Origin of the sequence: Spirosoma arboris (genome assembly GCF_009754945.1) — a bacterium.
Classification (GTDB): domain Bacteria; phylum Bacteroidota; class Bacteroidia; order Cytophagales; family Spirosomataceae; genus Spirosoma; species Spirosoma arboris.
This window is the reverse complement of record NZ_WPIN01000009.1, coordinates 233,226-251,489: the sequence shown is the minus strand read 5'-3', so window position 1 is coordinate 251,489 and position 18,264 is coordinate 233,226. Positions and strand designations below refer to the sequence as shown.

Here is an 18,264-nt window from a genome sequence, read left to right as displayed (position 1 = left end):
CCTCTGCCCCTAGCTCCATGCCCAAAACCCTATGCCCTATGCTAACGAACTACATCAAAATCGCCTGGCGGAATCTGGTCCGAAACCGCCTGTTTTCGGCCATCAACATTGTGGGTTTAGCCCTTGGCCTGGCAACATGTCTACTGATTCTGGTGTATGTACTGCACGAACTCAGCTACGATCGTTTCAACGACAAGGCAGACCGAACTGTACGTGTGTTTTTTCGGGGCAGCGTACAGGGTAATCAGATGAACGAGCCCCATGTAATGCCGCCTGTAGCGCAGGCACTTCACAGCGAATTTCCCGAGGTGGAGGAGGCTACCCGTTTACGCATGGGAGGTTCTCCATTGATTTCATATCAGGATAAGACTTTCAAGGAGAGTGCTTTTACCTTCGCTGACTCCAACTTTTTCCAGGTGTTTTCCATTCCGTTTCTGAAAGGAGATGCTAAAACAGCTCTATTGCAGCCCAACACAGTTGTTGTAACGCAAAAATTTGCCCACAAATACTTTGGTAGCGACGACCCGATCGGCAAAATCATTACCCTGAAAACGGAAAATAACGCCTACAAAATCACGGGTTTGGTTGATAAAATACCGTCCAACTCTCACTTCGATTTTGATTTGTTTGCGTCGATGGCCAGCTTACCCGAGGCAAAATCGTCGAGCTGGCTACAGTCCGAGTTTTTTACCTATATCGTCTTACCGAAAGGGTACGATTATAAGCAACTCGAAGTCAAGCTTCCTCAGATCATTGAAAAATACATGGGCCCGCAATTGCCCCAGGCGATGGGTATGTCGTTAGCTCAATTTCATCAGAAGGGCAATGAACTTAGCTTACTCTTACAACCTCTGACCGACATTCACCTTCATTCCACATTTTCGTACGATCTCAAACCACTGGGCAACATTCGCTATGTGTATCTGTTTGGGGCCATTGCACTATTTATGCTGCTAATCGCCTGCATAAATTTCATGAACCTCTCAACAGCCAGCGCTACAAAACGAGCTCGCGAGGTAGGTGTTCGAAAAGTAATGGGTTCAAGCCAGCCAGCCTTAATTGGTCAATTTATGATCGAATCGTTGTTGCTGACGACTGTTGCACTGGCTTTATCCACCAGTATTGTCCGACTGGTGTTACCTACATTTCGGGCATTCGTTGGACAGGAGCTTCCGCTTGATTTTTTAGGAGATTATTGGCTATGGGGCGGTTTGTGCGGGATTGGTTTGCTCACGGGAGTCGTGGCAGGAAGTTATCCGGCTTTTTTCCTGTCATCGTTCAAACCAGTAGTCGTACTAAAAGGTGGTCCGGCATTCCGGGGCGGGCCATCAGGCTGGTTACCAATGGGTAAAGGAGCTGGTTTACGAAGTAGTCTGGTTGTTTTTCAGTTCGTCATTTCAATTACCCTGATTGTTGCCACCACGGTCGTTTACCAACAGCTTATGTATATGCAGCATAAGCCATTAGGCTATGATAACGACCAGGTGATTGTACTTCCACAAACCTGGCAGCTAGGCTCCAAAGAAGCGCTCCTGCGCGACCAGTTACGGCAAGATCCTCGAATAGTCAACGTAAGCTTATCGGGTTTCCTTCCGGCGGGACAATCCTACGGCAATAACTTTTTTGTTTCGCCCGATAACAACCAGGCTCAGATCGTTAAATCCCTGCGCTACGATGTGGACGAGAATTACATTCCCACGTTAGGCATGAAATTGCAACTTGGCCGAAACTTCTCGCGTGACTTTAGCACCGATTCGTCAGCCATAATTGTGAATGAAGCAGCTGCTCGATCCTTTGGCTGGGGAAACAATGCCCTAAAACATACACTGAAACACATCCTGTCTAATTCCAAGGATACTCAAAAAACGTATCAGGTCGTTGGCGTGGTAAAAGATTTTCATTTTCGACCACTCCACGAGCGAATTACCCCGTTGGTTATGGTGCTGGGAAATAATGCCGGTACACTCATTGTGAAGGCTAAAACGCCAGACATGGCCGGCCTGCTGGCATCTATGGAGCAGAAGTGGAAAACGCTTATGCCCAATGAGCCATTTGTGTACTCGTTTCTGGGTGAACGGTACCAGAATTCATACGCGACCGAGCTAAAAACCGGACAAATTCTGGGCTTTTTCTCTGGATTGACGATACTGGTAGCCTGCCTTGGTTTGTTTGGACTAGTATCCTTTACGACGGAGCAACGGACGAAGGAGATCGGGGTTCGGAAAGTACTCGGCGCGAGCATAACGAGTATCGTCGGGTTGCTCTCCAAAGATTTTCTCAAGTTAGTGACGATTGCCATTGTGCTGGCATCTCCCGTGGCCTGGTGGACCATGAATCGCTGGTTGCAGGACTTCGCGTATAAGATTGATATTGACTGGTGGATGTTAGCTTTAGCGGGAGCACTGGCCGTTGGCATTGCCCTGTTAACCGTGAGTTTCCAAAGCATCAGAGCTGCGTTGATGAATCCGGTGAAATCGTTGAGAAGTGAGTAGTACCGACCGTTCCGGTCGGATGTAAAAAAGTCTATTCTGCATATCCTATTTATAACCCGACCGTCCCGGTCGCCGGGCCGCCGGAGCGGCACTACAACCTATGCTAACGAACTACATCAAAATCGCCTGGCGAAATCTGACTCGAAACAAGAGCTTTTCGGCCATTAATATTCTCGGCCTGGGACTGGGAATTACCTGTAGCCTATTCATTTATCTATGGGTGCAGGATGAGCGTAGTTACGACACCTTCCTGCCCGACAGCGACCAGCTTTATAAGGTCGTTATTCACAACAAAGAGAAAAACGGAAGCATAGCGAACAGTATGGACGCAACGCCAGGTCGTCTTTCGGAAGCGTTGAAACAGGAAATTCCGGAGATTACGGAAGCCTGCACGGTTATCTGGGATTACAAACAACTTGTTTCCATTGGTACAAAAATCGGAAAAGAAAACGGTCGCTATGCCAGTCCCAGCTTCTTCAGCATGTTCGAATTTCCTTTGTTGCAGGGCGACCCCAAAACCGTTTTAGCCGCTCCGAATAACATGGTCATTTCGCAAAAAATGGCTGAGGCTTATTTTGGTGCAGAGAACCCAATCGGCAAAATTATTCGGGTCGATGATAAGCGGGATTACATGGTAACGGGCGTATCGGCCAATGTGCCGCACAACTCGTCTCTTCAGTTTGATTTCGTGCTGCCCGTTGCCAATTGTTTCATCGACAATTCCTGGATGGTGGCGGGTTTCGATCACTACGGCCCGCCTACGTATGTAAGGCTTCGCCCCGATGCTTCACTGGCGAATATTGACGCGAAGATTCAGGATTTTCTGCACCACAAAGATCCAACGGTGAAAGACAAGTCGATGGCCCTGCAACCCTATCGCGAGATGTATCTGTATTCCAAATTCACCAAAGGTATTGCCGACGGTGGACGAATCGAATACGTTCGGTTGTTCTCCATTGTGGCTATTTTTATTCTGCTGATTGCCTGCGTCAACTTTATGAATCTGGCTACGGCCCGATCCGTAAAACGGGCGAAGGAAGTAGGCGTACGGAAAGTGGTTGGGGCGGTTAAAGGTTTGTTGTTTGGTCAGTTTATGGCCGAAGCCGTTCTGACAACATTCCTATCGGTCATAGTAGCACTGATTCTGGTACTGGCGTTGATACCCACGTTCAACTCATTAACCGAAAAACATCTGTCGATTCCCTTTTCGGAGCCTCAATTCATTTTGACAATCCTCGGATTTACGCTCCTGACCGGATTTATTGCCGGAAGCTACCCAGCGCTGGTGCTCGCATCGATGAATCCGATTACCGTACTTAAGGGCTCCCTTAAGTTTAAGCCGAGCGCGGCTTTACTCCGTCGGGGACTGGTTGTATTTCAGTTTACGTTGTCGATTGCGCTCATTGTCTGCACGGCCATAGTTTTTCGGCAGATGAACTACATACAAACGCTCAACCTGGGCCTTGATCGCGAAAACATCATTTATGTACCGCTTGAAGGCACTTTAACTGGCAAGTATGACGCCTTTAAACAGCAGATGCTGCAATCGGGTACGGTGCAGAACATGACACGAGCGTCAAGCATGCCAACCAGCATCGGAATGGCAACGGACGGTATTAGTTGGCCGGGCAAAGCCGCCGACGACAAAACGGGTCTCTGGCAACTGGAGGCCAGCTACGACTTCACCAAAACGATGAAGATTCAACTGGCAGCCGGTCGTGATTTCTCCCCATCGTTCGGTACCGATTCGGCGAATATTCTTATCAACGAGACAGCCGCGAAGGTCATGAACCTTAAGAATCCGGTTGGTCAGCCAATCGTCTATAATGGCCGAAAAGGAACGATTATCGGAGTGATGAAAGATTTCCATATTCATTCGCTGCATGATCCCATTGCCGCGCTTATGGTCAACTTCCAGCCAGCGTCCTCGTTCGGATTCGCCATTGTGAAAACGCAACCCGGCAAAACGAAAGAGACACTCGCGGCTTTGGAAAACACCTGGAAAGCACTCAACCCCAAATACCCATTCGATTATCACTTTGCCGACGACGAGTTCAATCGGCAGTACCACAGCGAAACCTTAGTTAGCCAGCTAGCCAATGTGTTTGCGTTTCTGGCCATCTTCATTTCATGTTTAGGGCTATTCGGTTTGGCGATGTTTACCGCTGAGCAACGTACCAAAGAGATTGGCGTTCGCAAAGTGCTGGGCGCATCGGTTACGGGTATTGTCAGTCTGCTATCCGTTGATTTCCTGAAACCAGTTTTCATTGCCATTGTCTTAGCTACGCCTTTGGCGTGGTATGCCATGAGTCAGTGGTTAGCGGGTTTTGCCTTTAAGCTCGACATTGAGTGGTGGGTATTTGCGGTAGCTGGTCTCATGGCCGTGTTTATTGCGTTGTTGACAGTGAGTTTCCAAAGCGTGAAAGCTGCGCTGATGAATCCGGTGAAATCGTTACGTTCTGAGTAATACCGACCGTCCCGGTCGGGCGACATCGCGAATAAACTATTTAACACCCGACCGGGACGGTCGGCATTACACCTATGCTTCTCAACTACATCAAAATCGCCTGGCGAAACATTATTCGCAACAAAGCCTTCTCGGCTATCAACGTTTTAGGATTGTCGCTCGGCATGGCGTGTAGCCTGCTGATCTTTCTGTGGATAAAGGATGAGCTAAATGTGGATAACTTCCACGCCAATGGTCCTCAGTTGTATAATGTTATGCAACGCCAATACTATGATGGGAAGGTAGACGCAGGAAAGTACACACCAGGTATACTCGCCGACGAGCTGAAAAAGCTATTTCCCGAAATTGTCTATGCAGCTAGCTATACGGGCTGGGATGCCCAAATGACATTTGCCGTTGGTGACAAGATTAATAAAGAATCAGGCCACTGGGCTGGAGCCGACTGGTTTAAGATGTTCACGATTCCGCTCCTGGCCGGAACACCGCAAACGGCACTGAACTCCCCGAACAGTCTGGCCATCTCCCGAAAAGTCGCTGAATTCTATTTCGGCAATCCGGTAGCCGCTCTTGGCAAAAGCATCCGCATTGACAATAAACAAGACTATCAGGTCAACGCTGTCTTTGAAAACCTACCCGAAAATTCGTCGGACAAATACGACTTTCTACTCAACTGGCAGGATTGCATCGCCCGCAATCCCTGGATGAAACAATGGGGCAGCAACGGCCCACACACCCGCATTATGGTTCGGCCTGACGCGAACATAGCCAGTCTGGATGCAAAGATCTTACCGCTTTTGCGGAAGTATAATAAGGAGGACATGGGCAAAGGGTTCGACGCCCAGCTCTTTCTGCAAGCTTACCCCGATAGTTATCTGTATTCCAACTTCAGGAATGGCAAACAGGATGGCGGACGCATTGAATACGTTCGGTTGTTTAGTATTGTCGCCGTATTTCTGTTGCTGATTGCCTGCATCAATTTCATGAACCTAGCCACAGCCCGTTCGGTAAAACGAGCGAAGGAAGTGGGCGTTCGGAAGGTAATTGGTGCGGTGCGGAGTGTACTGGCCGGTCAATTCATTGGCGAAGCGTTGTTGTTTACCTTTCTGGCGTTAGTCGTTGCACTGGCTCTTGTTTTCTTCCTGCTGCCTCAGTTTAATACATTAACCGGTAAGCACATAAGCCTGAATTCCACCCAATATTCCTTCTGGTTATTGCTAATTGGTATGGCGTTACTCACCGGATTGATTGCTGGTAGCTACCCCGCCCTGTTTTTATCATCACTTGAGCCGGTTCGGGTATTGAAGGGTTCGCTCAAGTTTGGTTCAGGCGCCCGGTTATTCCGGCAGGGTTTGGTTGTCTTCCAGTTTGTCTTATCCATGTTGCTCATTGTCGGTACGATCATCGTGTATCGGCAGGTCAATTATGTGCAAACGACAAACCTTGGTTACGACCGCGAGAATCTGCTTTACATCCCAATTGAAGGAGACCTCGCGACAATGTCGACCTACAAAACATTTAAAGATGAGTTGTTGCGCAAGCCCGGAATCATGTCGGTATCATCCATGCAGGAAGCACCTAACAATATTGGCAGCAGTACAGGTGGCATAAAATGGCCCGGAAAAGACCCGAATTCAAACATCGAATTTACCCAAACAGCGGTGGGCTATGATCTCATTAAAACCCTGAAATTAACCGTAGAAGGCCGCGATTTTTCGCCGGAATTCGGGACAGACACCACCAATTACCTGATCAATGAAGCAGCTGCCCGGCGAATTGATAACAAAAACAAGGTCACTGGTTCACTCGTTGGACAACCGATTACGATGTGGAATAGGCCGGGAAAAATAGTTGGTGTGCTGAAGGATTTTCATTTTCAGTCCTTGCACATCCCCATTACGCCCATCATTCTGCGCTTAGGTACCGATCTTGACAGGCATAATTTTATCATCCGTACGCAACCGGGTCAGACAACACAGGCGCTGGCCAGTATAGAAACACTGTGGAAAGAGATGAATCCGAAGTTTCCATTTGCGTACCGGTTCATTGACGATGAATATCAGAAGCTGTACAAAAGCGAAGCCGTCGTTGGCAGTCTCGCTAATTACTTCGCGTTCCTGGCCATCTTTATTTCCTGCCTGGGTTTGTTCGGTTTGTCGGCGTTCATGGCGGAACAACGTACTAAGGAGATTGGGGTGCGTAAAGTGTTAGGCGCATCCGTTGGTGGTGTTATTAGCCTGCTTTCCAAAGATTTCCTGAAACTAGTGTTGATCGCTATCGTCATTGCCTCTCCCCTGGCCTGGTACGCCATGAATCAATGGCTGCAAGGATTCGCCTATAAGCTCGACATCGAGTGGTGGATTTTCGCACTCGCCGGTCTGTTGGCTATAGGCATTGCCTTGCTGACGATCAGTTTCCAAAGTATCAAAGCCGCCTTGATGAATCCGGTCAAGAGTTTACGATCTGAATAGCCAAACCTCTCCCTCATGCTATCGAACTATATCAAAATCGCTTTTCGCAATCTGACCCGAAACAAGGTTTTTTCGATTATTAACCTGTTGGGCCTGTCTACGGGTATTACGGTGTGCCTGATGATCTTCCTGTTCATCATGAATGAGTTTAGCGTAGATAATTTCCACAAAAATGGAAAATCCATCTATCGCGTCATGCGTGGCATACAGAATGAGGGCAAAGAAGTCGGAGTTTCCTACCTGTCGGGGCCTTATGCGCCTGCACTACTGAACGATTTTAAGGGGCAAATCACGCAGGCAGTACGAGTAAACCCGACCGATGCCTTGATAACTTCCAAGGACAAATCGTTTCACGAGCGGAAAATTATTGATGTCGATCCTAACTTTTTCACGTTCTTTTCCTTCCCGCTGATCAAAGGCGATCCAGCTACGGTATTGCTCGAACCGGCGAGTGTCGTGCTCACCGAATCGACAGCCAGAAAATACTTTGGTAGTATCGACAACGCCATGGGTAAAATCGTTGAAGTCGATAAAAATCTGCCCCTAAAAGTCACGGGGATTGCGCAGGATGTGCCTGCTAATTCCCATCTGGACTTTGATCTGGTGATACCACTGGAAAACTATAAAGACCGGGGCTACATGACCCGCTGGATCAATAACGGTATTTACACCTACGTGCAGCTTGACCCAACGGCCAGTGAAGAACAGATTGAGCGAAATTTTCCGCGCTTTATGGATAAACACATGGGGCTTATTATGAAAGAGTCCGGCTTTCATTTTACCCTGTCACTCACACCGTTACACGATATTTACTTTGAACAGGCAGTCTTCGACGGGGCCAAACATGGCGATAAACGAGTGGTTTATATCTTCCTGTCAATTGCTATTCTGATTCTATTGGTGGCCTGCATCAATTTCATGAACCTGTCGACGGTTCGGGCGGTAGAGCGATCAAAAGAAATTGGGGTTCGGAAAGTATTAGGGGCCATTAAAGGGCATCTGGTGTGGCAGTTCATTGGCGAATCACTCCTGTTAACAGCCCTCTCGTGCCTACTCTCGGTAGGCTTGCTGGCATTGGTTTTACCGGCTTACAGACAACTGCTAGGCTACCCGTTGAACCTGGCCGTTTATGCGCTGCCGATCGTGCTCTTTCTGATCGGAATTATGGTGGTAGCGGGTTTCCTGTCGGGTAGTTATCCGGCGTTTGTACTGGCAGCCTTTTCGCCCATTCAGGCACTGAAAGGTAAATTACGATTAGGCAAAGGTGGTATTTCCTTAAGGCAGGTGCTGGTGGTGGTGCAGTTCAGTATTTCGATATTACTCATGCTCGGAACTGCCATCGGTACTCAACAAATGGGCTATCTCAAAAACAAACAGCTTGGGTATAACAAAGAACAAACCCTGGTAATCCCCATCGATAATAACGACATCTATAATTTCTTCCTGACGCATAAGCCGGAGATTCTTGCTCAGAGCCGGGTGGAGGCCGTTTCGATGATGTCGGGCGAGCCGGGTGGTTTTTTCGATGGGCATATGTTTGATGTAGAGTCTCAGCCCAACCGATGGAAAGCCCGAACGGAGTTTGCCGATTTCGATTATGTAAAAACCCTGGGTTTGAAGGTGATTGCGGGCCGGGACTTTTCGCCCCAGTTCCCCACCGATACGGCTCGTGCTGTTCTAATTAATCGAACGGCGGCTGCTAGACTGGGCTGGACTCCGAAAGAAGCCATTGGCAAGTGGATAAAAAATACAATACAAGACAGCACGAACCGGACAATTATTGGGGTGGTCGAGGATTTTAATTTCCTTTCCTTAAAAGACCCCATAGAGCCGTTGGTGATTGCGCCCAACGACGACCGGCGTGCCGCTTTGATTAAGCTGAGACCCGGCGACCTGCCCGCTACGGTCGAGACCATTCGACAGTTGTATGCTAAAACGCGACCGGCTTATCCGTTCGAGTACCACTTTTTAGACCAACAATTCGACCAGATGTACCAGGCGGATCTACGTCAGCAAACGATTTTGAGCATTTTCGCCGGTTTAGCCATTTTCATCGCCTGCTTGGGTCTGTTTGGTTTAGCCTCTTTTTCGGCCCAGCAACGTACCAAAGAAATTGGCGTTCGCAAAGTATTGGGCGCATCGGTAGGCAGTGTGGTAAGTCTGCTTTCCGGCGATTTTCTGAAACCAGTGGGCGTTGCCATTCTGATCGCCAGCCCAATTGCCTGGTATGTCATGAATCAGTGGCTACAAAACTTCGCGTACCACATCGACATTGAATGGTGGGTATTCGTGTTGGCCGGGCTGTCGGCAGTAGGTATTGCGCTATTGACCATCAGTTTCCAAAGCATCAAAGCCGCCCTGATGAACCCGGTCAAAAGTTTACGATCTGAATAGTAAACCCACTCCCCTATGCTAACGAACTATTTCAAAATCGCTTTTCGCCGTCTTTGGGCCGATAAGACAAACGCGGTTATTAACGTACTGGGATTGACGCTGGGGATAACCTGCTGTTTAGTCATCTATCTCTTCGTCCGCTACGAACTTAGCTTCGATCAATCGCACACGAATGCGGGTCGGATTTATCGGGTTGTGCAACACAATCGAACGTCGGAGAGTGTGCAGCACTGGCCCACAACGGCTTATCCTTTAGCCGAAGCTATCCGTCAGGATATTCCGGGGGTTGGCGTTACGCAGACGGCGGGGCCTGAAAGCCGCCTGATTAATTCGGTTGATAGCCGGGGGACAGTCCATCGGTTTGAAGAAAAGCGCGTTATGTTTGCAGATGCTCAGTATTTGCAAACCTTCGACTTTGCTACCACTTTTCCAAATGGCATCTGGCTGGCAGGAAATGCCCAAACGGCCTTTCAACAACCCAATGCGGTTGTGTTGACGCAAAAACTGGCGGAGCGCTATTTTGCCAGTTATACTGACCACCTTGAGCAGGTAGTGGGCAAACAGCTAACGCTAAACAACTCGAATGCGCTAACCGTATTGGGCATCATTCGCAACCCACCTTCCAACACGAATCTGCCCTTCGATCTGCTCATTAACTATGCCTTTTTCAAAGCAAACAACCAATATCAGGCCACGAACTGGTCGGGTAATTATGAGGGAACAACCTACGTTACGTTACCCGCTGGGACCGATCCGAAAGCCGTTGAACGCCAACTAGTGTCGTTACAAAAGAAGTACATGAAACCGGAAGACATTCGCCGGATTAGCTACGTGCTTCAACCACTTTCCGAGATTCATACAGAACCGTTATACGGAAATTCGCTGGGTAGCTACGTCGTTAGTCGGGATATGCTTTGGGGGTTGGCGAGTCTGGCCGTTTTCCTGATTCTGATTGCTTCCTTCAACTTCATTAACCTAACGACCGCTCAGGCCATCCGACGACGAAAAGAAGTGGGCGTTCGCAAAGTAGTGGGTAGTACGCAGGTCCAGTTATTCAGTCAGTTCATTGGCGAAACGCTCCTGATTGCGGTCGTAGCGGGTTTATTGTCGCTGGGAGCGCTCAATGCACTACTGAACTGGGTGAATCAGTCGTTGACGATCATTGACCTGAATCTCAGTGCCGATGTCACAATTTGGGCCTTTAGTGCGGGGCTGATTTTGGTTGTTGCCTTACTGGCTGGCTTTTATCCGGCCCTGGTACTCTCTAATTTCCAGCCGATTAGTGCCTTAAAGAACATCACTCCCCAACGGCGAGATCGCTTTTCACTTCGGCATGGCTTAATTGTCTTACAATTCTGCATTACGTACGGCCTGCTCGTTGGCACGTTTGTGGCCAGCAGGCAAATGAATTTATTTAAGGATAAAGAGCTGGGTTTCACCAAAGATGCCGTCCTGACAATCAACGGGCCGCGCAATCAGATACCGGGAAAGCTGACAACCTTTCGGAATCAATTACTGCAAAACCCCAATGTTACCAATGTCAGTTTTGGTTCAGGAGCCCCCATTACCAATAACCATTACGGCACCAGTTTCCGACTGAAATCCGAAGCGGAACAAATGAATCGACAGGCCGAAGAGAAGTTCGTCGATCTGGCCTACCAATCACTTTTCGGCCTAAAAATAGTAGCCGGACGCTGGTTTACCCAATCCAATGATTTGCCGGAAGGGAAGCCTTTCAATGCGTTTGTGGTCAATGAAACGATGGTTCAACTGCTGGGGCTAACACCCGAGAAGGCTATTGGTCAAACCATTATCATTAATGAAGGCGTCGCACCTATTCTGGGTGTTGTGAAGGATTTTCATAATACATCCCTGCAACAGCCCATTAAGCCCTGTGTCATGATGTGCTGGAATACAGGCTTCTACGATCAGATTCATTTACAGATACAAACGCAAAATGGTCGCTTGTTAAGCCTTCCACAAACGCTCAGTTTCATCGAAACGACCTGGAAAAAGCTGTTTCCCGACGATGTGTATCAGTACACTTTTCTGAACGAAGCCCTCACGAAGAATTACATCATTGAGCAACTCGTCTTCGACGCCTTCCGAATTTTTGCCGCTATCTCCATTTTCATTTCGTGCCTTGGTTTATTCGGGCTTATCACCTTTGCTGCCAATCAGCGCACGAAAGAAATAGGGCTACGCAAAGTCCTTGGTGCATCAGTTGCGAGCATTGTGGCCTTACTTTCCACCGATTTCCTTAAATTAGTGCTCATAGCCATCGTAGTCGCCACTCCGGTTGCCTGGTACGTGATGAATCAGTGGCTTCAGGATTTCGCCTACAAAATCGACATCGAATGGTGGCTATTTGCGTTAGCGGGTCTGTTGGCGATAGGTATTGCCTTGTTAACCGTAAGTTTCCAAAGTGTGAAAGCCGCCTTGATGAATCCAGTGAAAAGTTTACGCAGTGAATAATGCGTCTCTTAACTTAAACATCCATGCTCAAAAGTTACCTCAAAATTGCGATTCGCAACCTTGGTCGCAATCGCCTGACCACTGCGCTCAACGTAGCGGGCTTATCGGTAGGTGTTGCAGCTTGTCTGGTCATTTACCTGATCGTTCAGTTTGAGTTTAATTTCGATCAGCATGTCCCCAACAGTGGACAGGTGTATCGACTGGTATCGAAGTTTAAATTTGGTGACGATTTTTACCACAACCCCGGTTTGTCGGCCCCAATTCCGGCAGCCGTACGTACAGAACTGACTGGAACGAAAGCGGTTGCGGCTTTTCATACGGGCAGTTTTCAGGTTGTTGAAGTGCCTCGTCCGGGTGCCGAGCCGCTCCGGTTTCGTGCGCCAGAAAAAGAGCATGAGTGGCTGGCAACAACCGATGGTAACTTCTTCTCTATCCTGCCCCGCAAGTGGCTGGCTGGCTCTCCGGCAACATCCCTCTCGAAACCAGGTCAGGTTGTGCTAACGGAGCGGCAGGCCCGCTTGTATTTCGGGGATGCCAGTCCGGCAGTAGTAGGTCGTCAACTCATAGGGCAGCAATATCGGGACACCCTTGCGCTGACGGTTTCGGGCTTAATTAAAGACCTCGATGCACCCAGCAACTTTGATTTTCAGGCATTCGTTGCTCTCGCTACGGTCACCACTAGCAAGAAGCGTCAGGATAATCTGGGTTTTACGGAATGGAATAATACGAACTCATCGTCGCAATGTTTGCTTACGCTAACGCCCGGTACCGATCCAAAGCGGTTAGGTGAACAAATCATCAAGATGGTGGAGCGGCATATGCCTGCCAGTGAAGAGAAAGGCAATCGCTGGTTTATCCTTCAGCCGCTTGCCAATGTCCATTTCGACGCCGATTACGCCAGTGGCAGCCACGTAGCGCACCGCCCAACGTTGTTGATACTCGGTCTGGTTGGCGGATTTTTATTACTGCTGGCCTGCATCAATTTCATCAACATGGCAACGGCTCAGTCGACTCAGAGGGCCAAGGAAATCGGGGTGCGTAAGTCATTGGGTAGCGGACGATGGCAGTTAATGTTCCAGTTTCTGGGCGAAACCTTCGTGCTTACCTTGTTAGCAACGGGTATCGCGCTGGCACTGGCGCAGGGCGCACTAGTTTATCTCGGCGATATTGTGCCGACGGGTGTCGTGCTTGACTTTTCTCATCCGCATCTATACGTTTTCTTAATCAGTGTGGCCCTTGTTACGTCGCTGCTAGCTGGCCTTTATCCGGGGATTATAGTATCACGGCTTTCGCCAGTGGTGGCACTGCGTAACCAAACGGGTACCGTGGGTGGTAGCTCCCGGCTACGAAAAGTGCTCATTGTGGGGCAGTTTGTCGTGGCACAGGTGTTCATTGTTGGCGCTTTATTGGTTGGCCAGCAACTACGCTTCCTGATCAACTCCGATCTGGGTTTTCAACGCGAAGCTATCGTCATTCTCCATACGCCAACCAGCTCTTTTTTTAACGGCGACAAACAAAACAGCCGCTTTATGCTGGCAGATCGCATTCAGAAACTGTCGGGTGTGGAACGAGTGAGTATGGCCAACCAGACTCCTATTGCCGGTGGCTGGTCTACATCCACGCTGGAATATGCGGGTAAAAAGGGCAAGATAAAAGTTAACGTATACCGCAAAGAAGCCGATACGGCTTACCTGGCCTTATACGGCATGAAATTAGTAGCAGGGCGAAATCTGCTCCCAAGCGATACGGCTCGGGAATATGTTATCAACGAAACACTGGCGAAACGGATCGGCTTCCAGAATCCGGCCGATGCAGTCGGGCACGTATTAGACAAACTGCCGATTGTAGGTGTTGTGCGTGATTTTCACCATCTCTCGCTTCATTCGGCCATTCACCCAACCGCGCTGATGAGTCAGAAAGGCAATTTTTATACCTTTAATGTGAAGCTCCGGCGGACGGGTGCCAGTGGGTTCGACCAAACGCTGGCGCAAATCAAAACGCTCTGGGGCGCCACCTATCCCGATGACCCCTTCGACCCTAAATTCTTCGATGAATCAGTAGCCGAACTCTATGGCAAAGAACGCAACCTTGGGAAACTGATCACTCTGGCTACGGGCATTGCCGTGTTCATCAGTTGCCTGGGTTTATTTGGCCTGGTCACTTTCACGGCCGAACGCCGGACGAAGGAAATTGGGGTGCGGAAGGTGTTGGGTGCATCGGTCGCCAGTATTGTTACGCTGCTGTCCAAAGATTTTTTGATGCTCATCCTCATTGCGGTACTGATCGCATCGCCCGTTGCCTGGTGGGGTGTGGATCGTTGGCTGGAAGATTTCGCGTATAAAATTAACATCGAGTGGTGGCTATTCATTCTGGCAGCTCTCTTGGCGATGGGCATTGCGTTGCTGACCATCAGCTTCCAAAGTATCAAAGCCGCCTTGATGAATCCAGTTACCTCTCTACGGTCGGAGTAGCGTGGAGCAAGGTGCGCGGAGCAGGGCTAGGCGTAATTTTTCCCTGCTCCATTGCACTCCGCTCCACGCTCCATGCTATTGTCTGTGTCCTCACAGAACGCTTTAGCAAAGACTAACCCCGCCAGCGTTCTGTGAGGACACAGACCGAGGATACTGTTCGCTCGTTTTTTATCTGCCATCTTTCATCATCAAGCAACGTACGGAAGAAATAGGTGTCTGTTAGGGTAATGAACTCGTTGACAATAAACTAACAACAATCAATATGCGAACGCTTATAACTACTTTACTAGCCCTAGCGGCTTCGCTGGCCCTTGCCCAGCAAAACACCTCTATTAGCCGCAACATCAACGACGATGGCAAAACCCTGTCGATTCGGGTTAAGGGCACAGTCGATGGAAAACCGATTGATTATGATCGCACGTTCGACGTATCCAGCTTAAATCGGGATGAGCGAAATGCGCTTCGTGAACACATTCTGGATTCACTGAATGTGAGTATGCCGGCGCCACCAAGACCGCCAAAGCCACCCAAGGCACCTCGTGCAGCGATGTCTCTACGCGCCCCAATGACTCCAATGCCCCCCGTAGCGCCCCTGGCCCCACCTACACCGCCAACCGCTCCTGAGTCAGTAGCTATTATCAGCAGCGATCAGGAAACTATATCCGTAACCAACGGAGACAATCAGACAATGGCTGTGGGCGGGAAACATCCATACACCAAGGAGGTTAAGTACGATTCTGATGCCGGGCAATTGTACCTGCGCTATAAGTTTCAGAAAGATGGTGATGATTTCACCTACGAACGTACCATCGACGCGCCCAATAAATCGCAAAAGGAACGGCAGCAGATCATCGACGAAATTGAGAAGTCAATAGGATTGCCAAAATCGGGGAAATAGAGCTTCCTATTTGTGTAGAAACCCCAGAGTTTCATGTCCGCAACTGTACGACCTACGTCCGTTTGCGGACATTGAATTTTACGCCCTACAATCCAATTTACTAAAAATCAATCGATTACCCCTTTGGCATAGCATTTGGGTTTCATTAGATCAGTAAGATATACAAGGCAGTATGTTTTCTCTTCTTAACTTCAACGATCTACCGCTATGCTAGGCAATTACGTCAAGATTACGATTCGGACATTCTGGAAAAACAAGCTGTTTAGCGGTCTCAATGTAGTTGGCCTGGCCATTGGTATGGCGGCCGTCTGGTTGATGGTTCTGTATGTAGCCGATGAGTTGAGCTATGATCGACTCCACACCAAGGCAGATCGCATTGTTCGGGTAGTTCATTATGCGCAGTGGCCGGGTGGAAACCTGAAACTGGCGCCTACCTCGGCACCGTTTGGGCCAGCGTTGAAGAACGATTATCCGGAAGTTGAAAAGGTCGTTCGGTTCAATACCGAAGGAGGTGGTCAGATCACGTTTGGAGATAAAAAGATGGACGTGAATAACATTTTCTTCACAGACCCGTCGGTGTTCGACGTGTTTACATTTCCCTTTTTATACGGCGATCCAGCTTCGGCCCTCACCAAACCACAAAGTATCGTACTCACGAAAAGCATTGCCGAAAATCTGTTTGGCGATGCCAGTAAAGCCGTTGGCAAGGTCATTGAATTCAGTAACCATTTCCCGAATACGGTCACGGGTGTTATCGAAGATGTGCCGACCAATTCCCATTTGCAATTCCAGGCCTTACGGTCGCTACCCGACAATTACACATCTGGCTGGCAGAGTTTTGAACTCTATACCTATTTATTGCTCAATGAAGGCAGCAACTATAAAACGCTGGAAGCCAAGCTCCCCGGCTTTTTTCAGAAGTATCTGAAAAAAGAAATGGGTGCCGACGTTGTCTACCGGATGGAGCTTCAACCCTTAACCTCTATTCACCTCAATTCGCAGTTAGATTACGAAATTAGTGCGAACGGTAACGCCCGTACGGTCTCTATTTTTGCCGCCGTAGCTGCATTGATTCTGCTCATTGCCTGCATTAACTACGTGAATTTATACACGGCCCGCGCCCTCAAACGTACCCGAGAAGTGGGCGTTCGGAAAGCAATTGGTTCGTTTAAATGGCAACTGATCGGGCAGTTCCTGACCGAGTCGATACTCATGACATTGCTGGCGGGTTTTGTCAGTGCAATGCTCACCAAAATGGCCTTGCCGTACTTCAACCAGATGGCCGACAAGACGCTATCGATGGGCGGTATAGGCACTACAGCCCTGGTTGTGATCGTACTTTCGGTATGCCTCGGAGCACTAAGCGGCCTCTATCCGGCGTTACGATTATCAAGTTTCCGGCCGGTATCGGCTCTGCGGGGACAGGTTGGGAATCAGTCGGGAAGTATTCTGTTCAAACAGTCGCTGGTGGTGTTTCAGTTTGTGGCAACGGTCGCACTCATTGCCTGTTCGGGCATTGTGTATCGACAAATGAGTTATTTGATGCACAGCGACTTAGGCTTCAACAAAGAGCAGGTACTTACGTTTCACATCAATAGTGAAGACGTTCGTCAACGTATCGATGCACTCAAAAAAGCGCTACAACGAAGCCCGTTGATTGAAGGTGCATCGGCTGCCAGCAACCCGATTGGGAATAATAATATCGGTGGGAACGGCATGTTCTTCGAGCAGAATGGCGCACTGCCATCCAACACACAAGTTGTTCAGAAATTCATGGTTGACCCCGATTATCTGAATACTCTGGAAATTAAACTGCTACGTGGTCGAAATTTCTCGGAATCATTCAAGAGCGACTTGTCGGGAGCTGTGTTAGTCAACGAGACTTTAGCAAAGCAACTCGGCTGGAAAGAGCCTGTGGGCAAGCGGGTGAAATATTACATCGATCAGGAAAAACACACAGCCGAAGCTCGTGTAGTAGGCGTGGTAAAGGATTTTCATACTTATTCGCTTCAGCACAAAATTGAGCCGCTGGTCTTGCAAATGCCCGCTCCGATGGACAAAGACAATATGTATGTTCGGATTCAGGCCGGAAAAGTGACCGAAGCGCTGGCTTACATCCAGTCTGTGTATCGCACCTTCGATCCAAGTGCTACACTGGACTTCCACTTCCTCGATGAGAACTTCTCGAAGCAGTACAAAGCCGAGCAGAAACAGGGCGAAGTCTTATTGACATTCACGTTGCTGGCGGTGTTCATTGCCTGTCTGGGACTGTTCGGTCTGGCGGCTTTTGCTGCTGAGCAGCGCACCAAGGAAATCGGTGTTCGGAAAGTGCTGGGCGCGTCTGTTTTCAGTATCGTAACAATGCTCTCCAAAGACTTTGTGAAACTGGTACTTATTTCGATCGTCATTGCCTCGCCCCTGGCCTGGTACGCCATGAGCCAGTGGTTGCAGGGATTCGCCTATAAAGCCGACATCACCTGGTGGATTTTCGCCTTGTCTGGATTGTTGGCTATTGTCATTGCATTACTAACAGTGAGTTTCCAAAGCGTAAAAGCCGCGTTGATGAACCCGGTAAATAGTCTGCGAAGTGAATAAATTG

Annotated in this window: 8 protein-coding genes; all 8 read left to right on the top strand. The window is 48.9% G+C overall.

Annotated features, from left to right (window positions below; genetic code table 11):
• Positions 1-38 precede the first annotated feature (38 nt).
• On the top strand, positions 39-2,492 hold the full coding sequence (locus GO755_RS23670; protein WP_157587772.1) for an ABC transporter permease: 2,454 nt from the start codon (positions 39-41) through the stop codon (positions 2,490-2,492).
• 100 nt (positions 2,493-2,592) lie between these two features.
• Complete coding sequence (locus tag GO755_RS23665) at positions 2,593-4,959, top strand: ABC transporter permease (protein ID WP_157587771.1); 2,367 nt, start codon at positions 2,593-2,595, stop codon at positions 4,957-4,959.
• Between the two features lie 74 nt (positions 4,960-5,033).
• The gene (locus GO755_RS23660; protein ID WP_157587770.1) at positions 5,034-7,427 is read left to right on the top strand and encodes an ABC transporter permease; all 2,394 of its coding nucleotides are present in this window, start codon (positions 5,034-5,036) and stop codon (positions 7,425-7,427) included.
• A 15-nt stretch (positions 7,428-7,442) separates the two neighbouring features.
• Positions 7,443-9,821 carry an ABC transporter permease gene (locus tag GO755_RS23655; RefSeq protein WP_157587769.1) on the top strand — a complete coding sequence of 793 codons (2,379 nt, stop codon included), beginning with the start codon at positions 7,443-7,445 and terminating at the stop codon, positions 9,819-9,821.
• Between the two features lie 15 nt (positions 9,822-9,836).
• Positions 9,837-12,296 carry an ABC transporter permease gene (locus GO755_RS23650; protein ID WP_157587768.1) on the top strand — a complete coding sequence of 820 codons (2,460 nt, stop codon included), beginning with the start codon at positions 9,837-9,839 and terminating at the stop codon, positions 12,294-12,296.
• Between the two features lie 23 nt (positions 12,297-12,319).
• Positions 12,320-14,767 carry an FtsX-like permease family protein gene (locus tag GO755_RS23645; RefSeq protein WP_157587767.1) on the top strand — a complete coding sequence of 816 codons (2,448 nt, stop codon included), beginning with the start codon at positions 12,320-12,322 and terminating at the stop codon, positions 14,765-14,767.
• 262 nt (positions 14,768-15,029) lie between these two features.
• Positions 15,030-15,665 carry a hypothetical protein gene (locus tag GO755_RS23640; protein ID WP_157587766.1) on the top strand — a complete coding sequence of 212 codons (636 nt, stop codon included), beginning with the start codon at positions 15,030-15,032 and terminating at the stop codon, positions 15,663-15,665.
• Between the two features lie 207 nt (positions 15,666-15,872).
• A complete protein-coding gene (locus tag GO755_RS23635; protein WP_157587765.1) occupies positions 15,873-18,260 on the top strand; it encodes an ABC transporter permease in 2,388 nt (795 codons plus the stop codon).
• Positions 18,261-18,264: the final 4 nt, after the last annotated feature.

Coding starts and splice junctions, on each gene's coding strand:
- GO755_RS23670 (WP_157587772.1), top strand. CDS start 39: ATGCTAACGAACTACATCAAAATCGCCTGGCGGAATCTGGTCCGAAAC.
- GO755_RS23665 (WP_157587771.1), top strand. CDS start 2,593: ATGCTAACGAACTACATCAAAATCGCCTGGCGAAATCTGACTCGAAAC.
- GO755_RS23660 (WP_157587770.1), top strand. CDS start 5,034: ATGCTTCTCAACTACATCAAAATCGCCTGGCGAAACATTATTCGCAAC.
- GO755_RS23655 (WP_157587769.1), top strand. CDS start 7,443: ATGCTATCGAACTATATCAAAATCGCTTTTCGCAATCTGACCCGAAAC.
- GO755_RS23650 (WP_157587768.1), top strand. CDS start 9,837: ATGCTAACGAACTATTTCAAAATCGCTTTTCGCCGTCTTTGGGCCGAT.
- GO755_RS23645 (WP_157587767.1), top strand. CDS start 12,320: ATGCTCAAAAGTTACCTCAAAATTGCGATTCGCAACCTTGGTCGCAAT.
- GO755_RS23640 (WP_157587766.1), top strand. CDS start 15,030: ATGCGAACGCTTATAACTACTTTACTAGCCCTAGCGGCTTCGCTGGCC.
- GO755_RS23635 (WP_157587765.1), top strand. CDS start 15,873: ATGCTAGGCAATTACGTCAAGATTACGATTCGGACATTCTGGAAAAAC.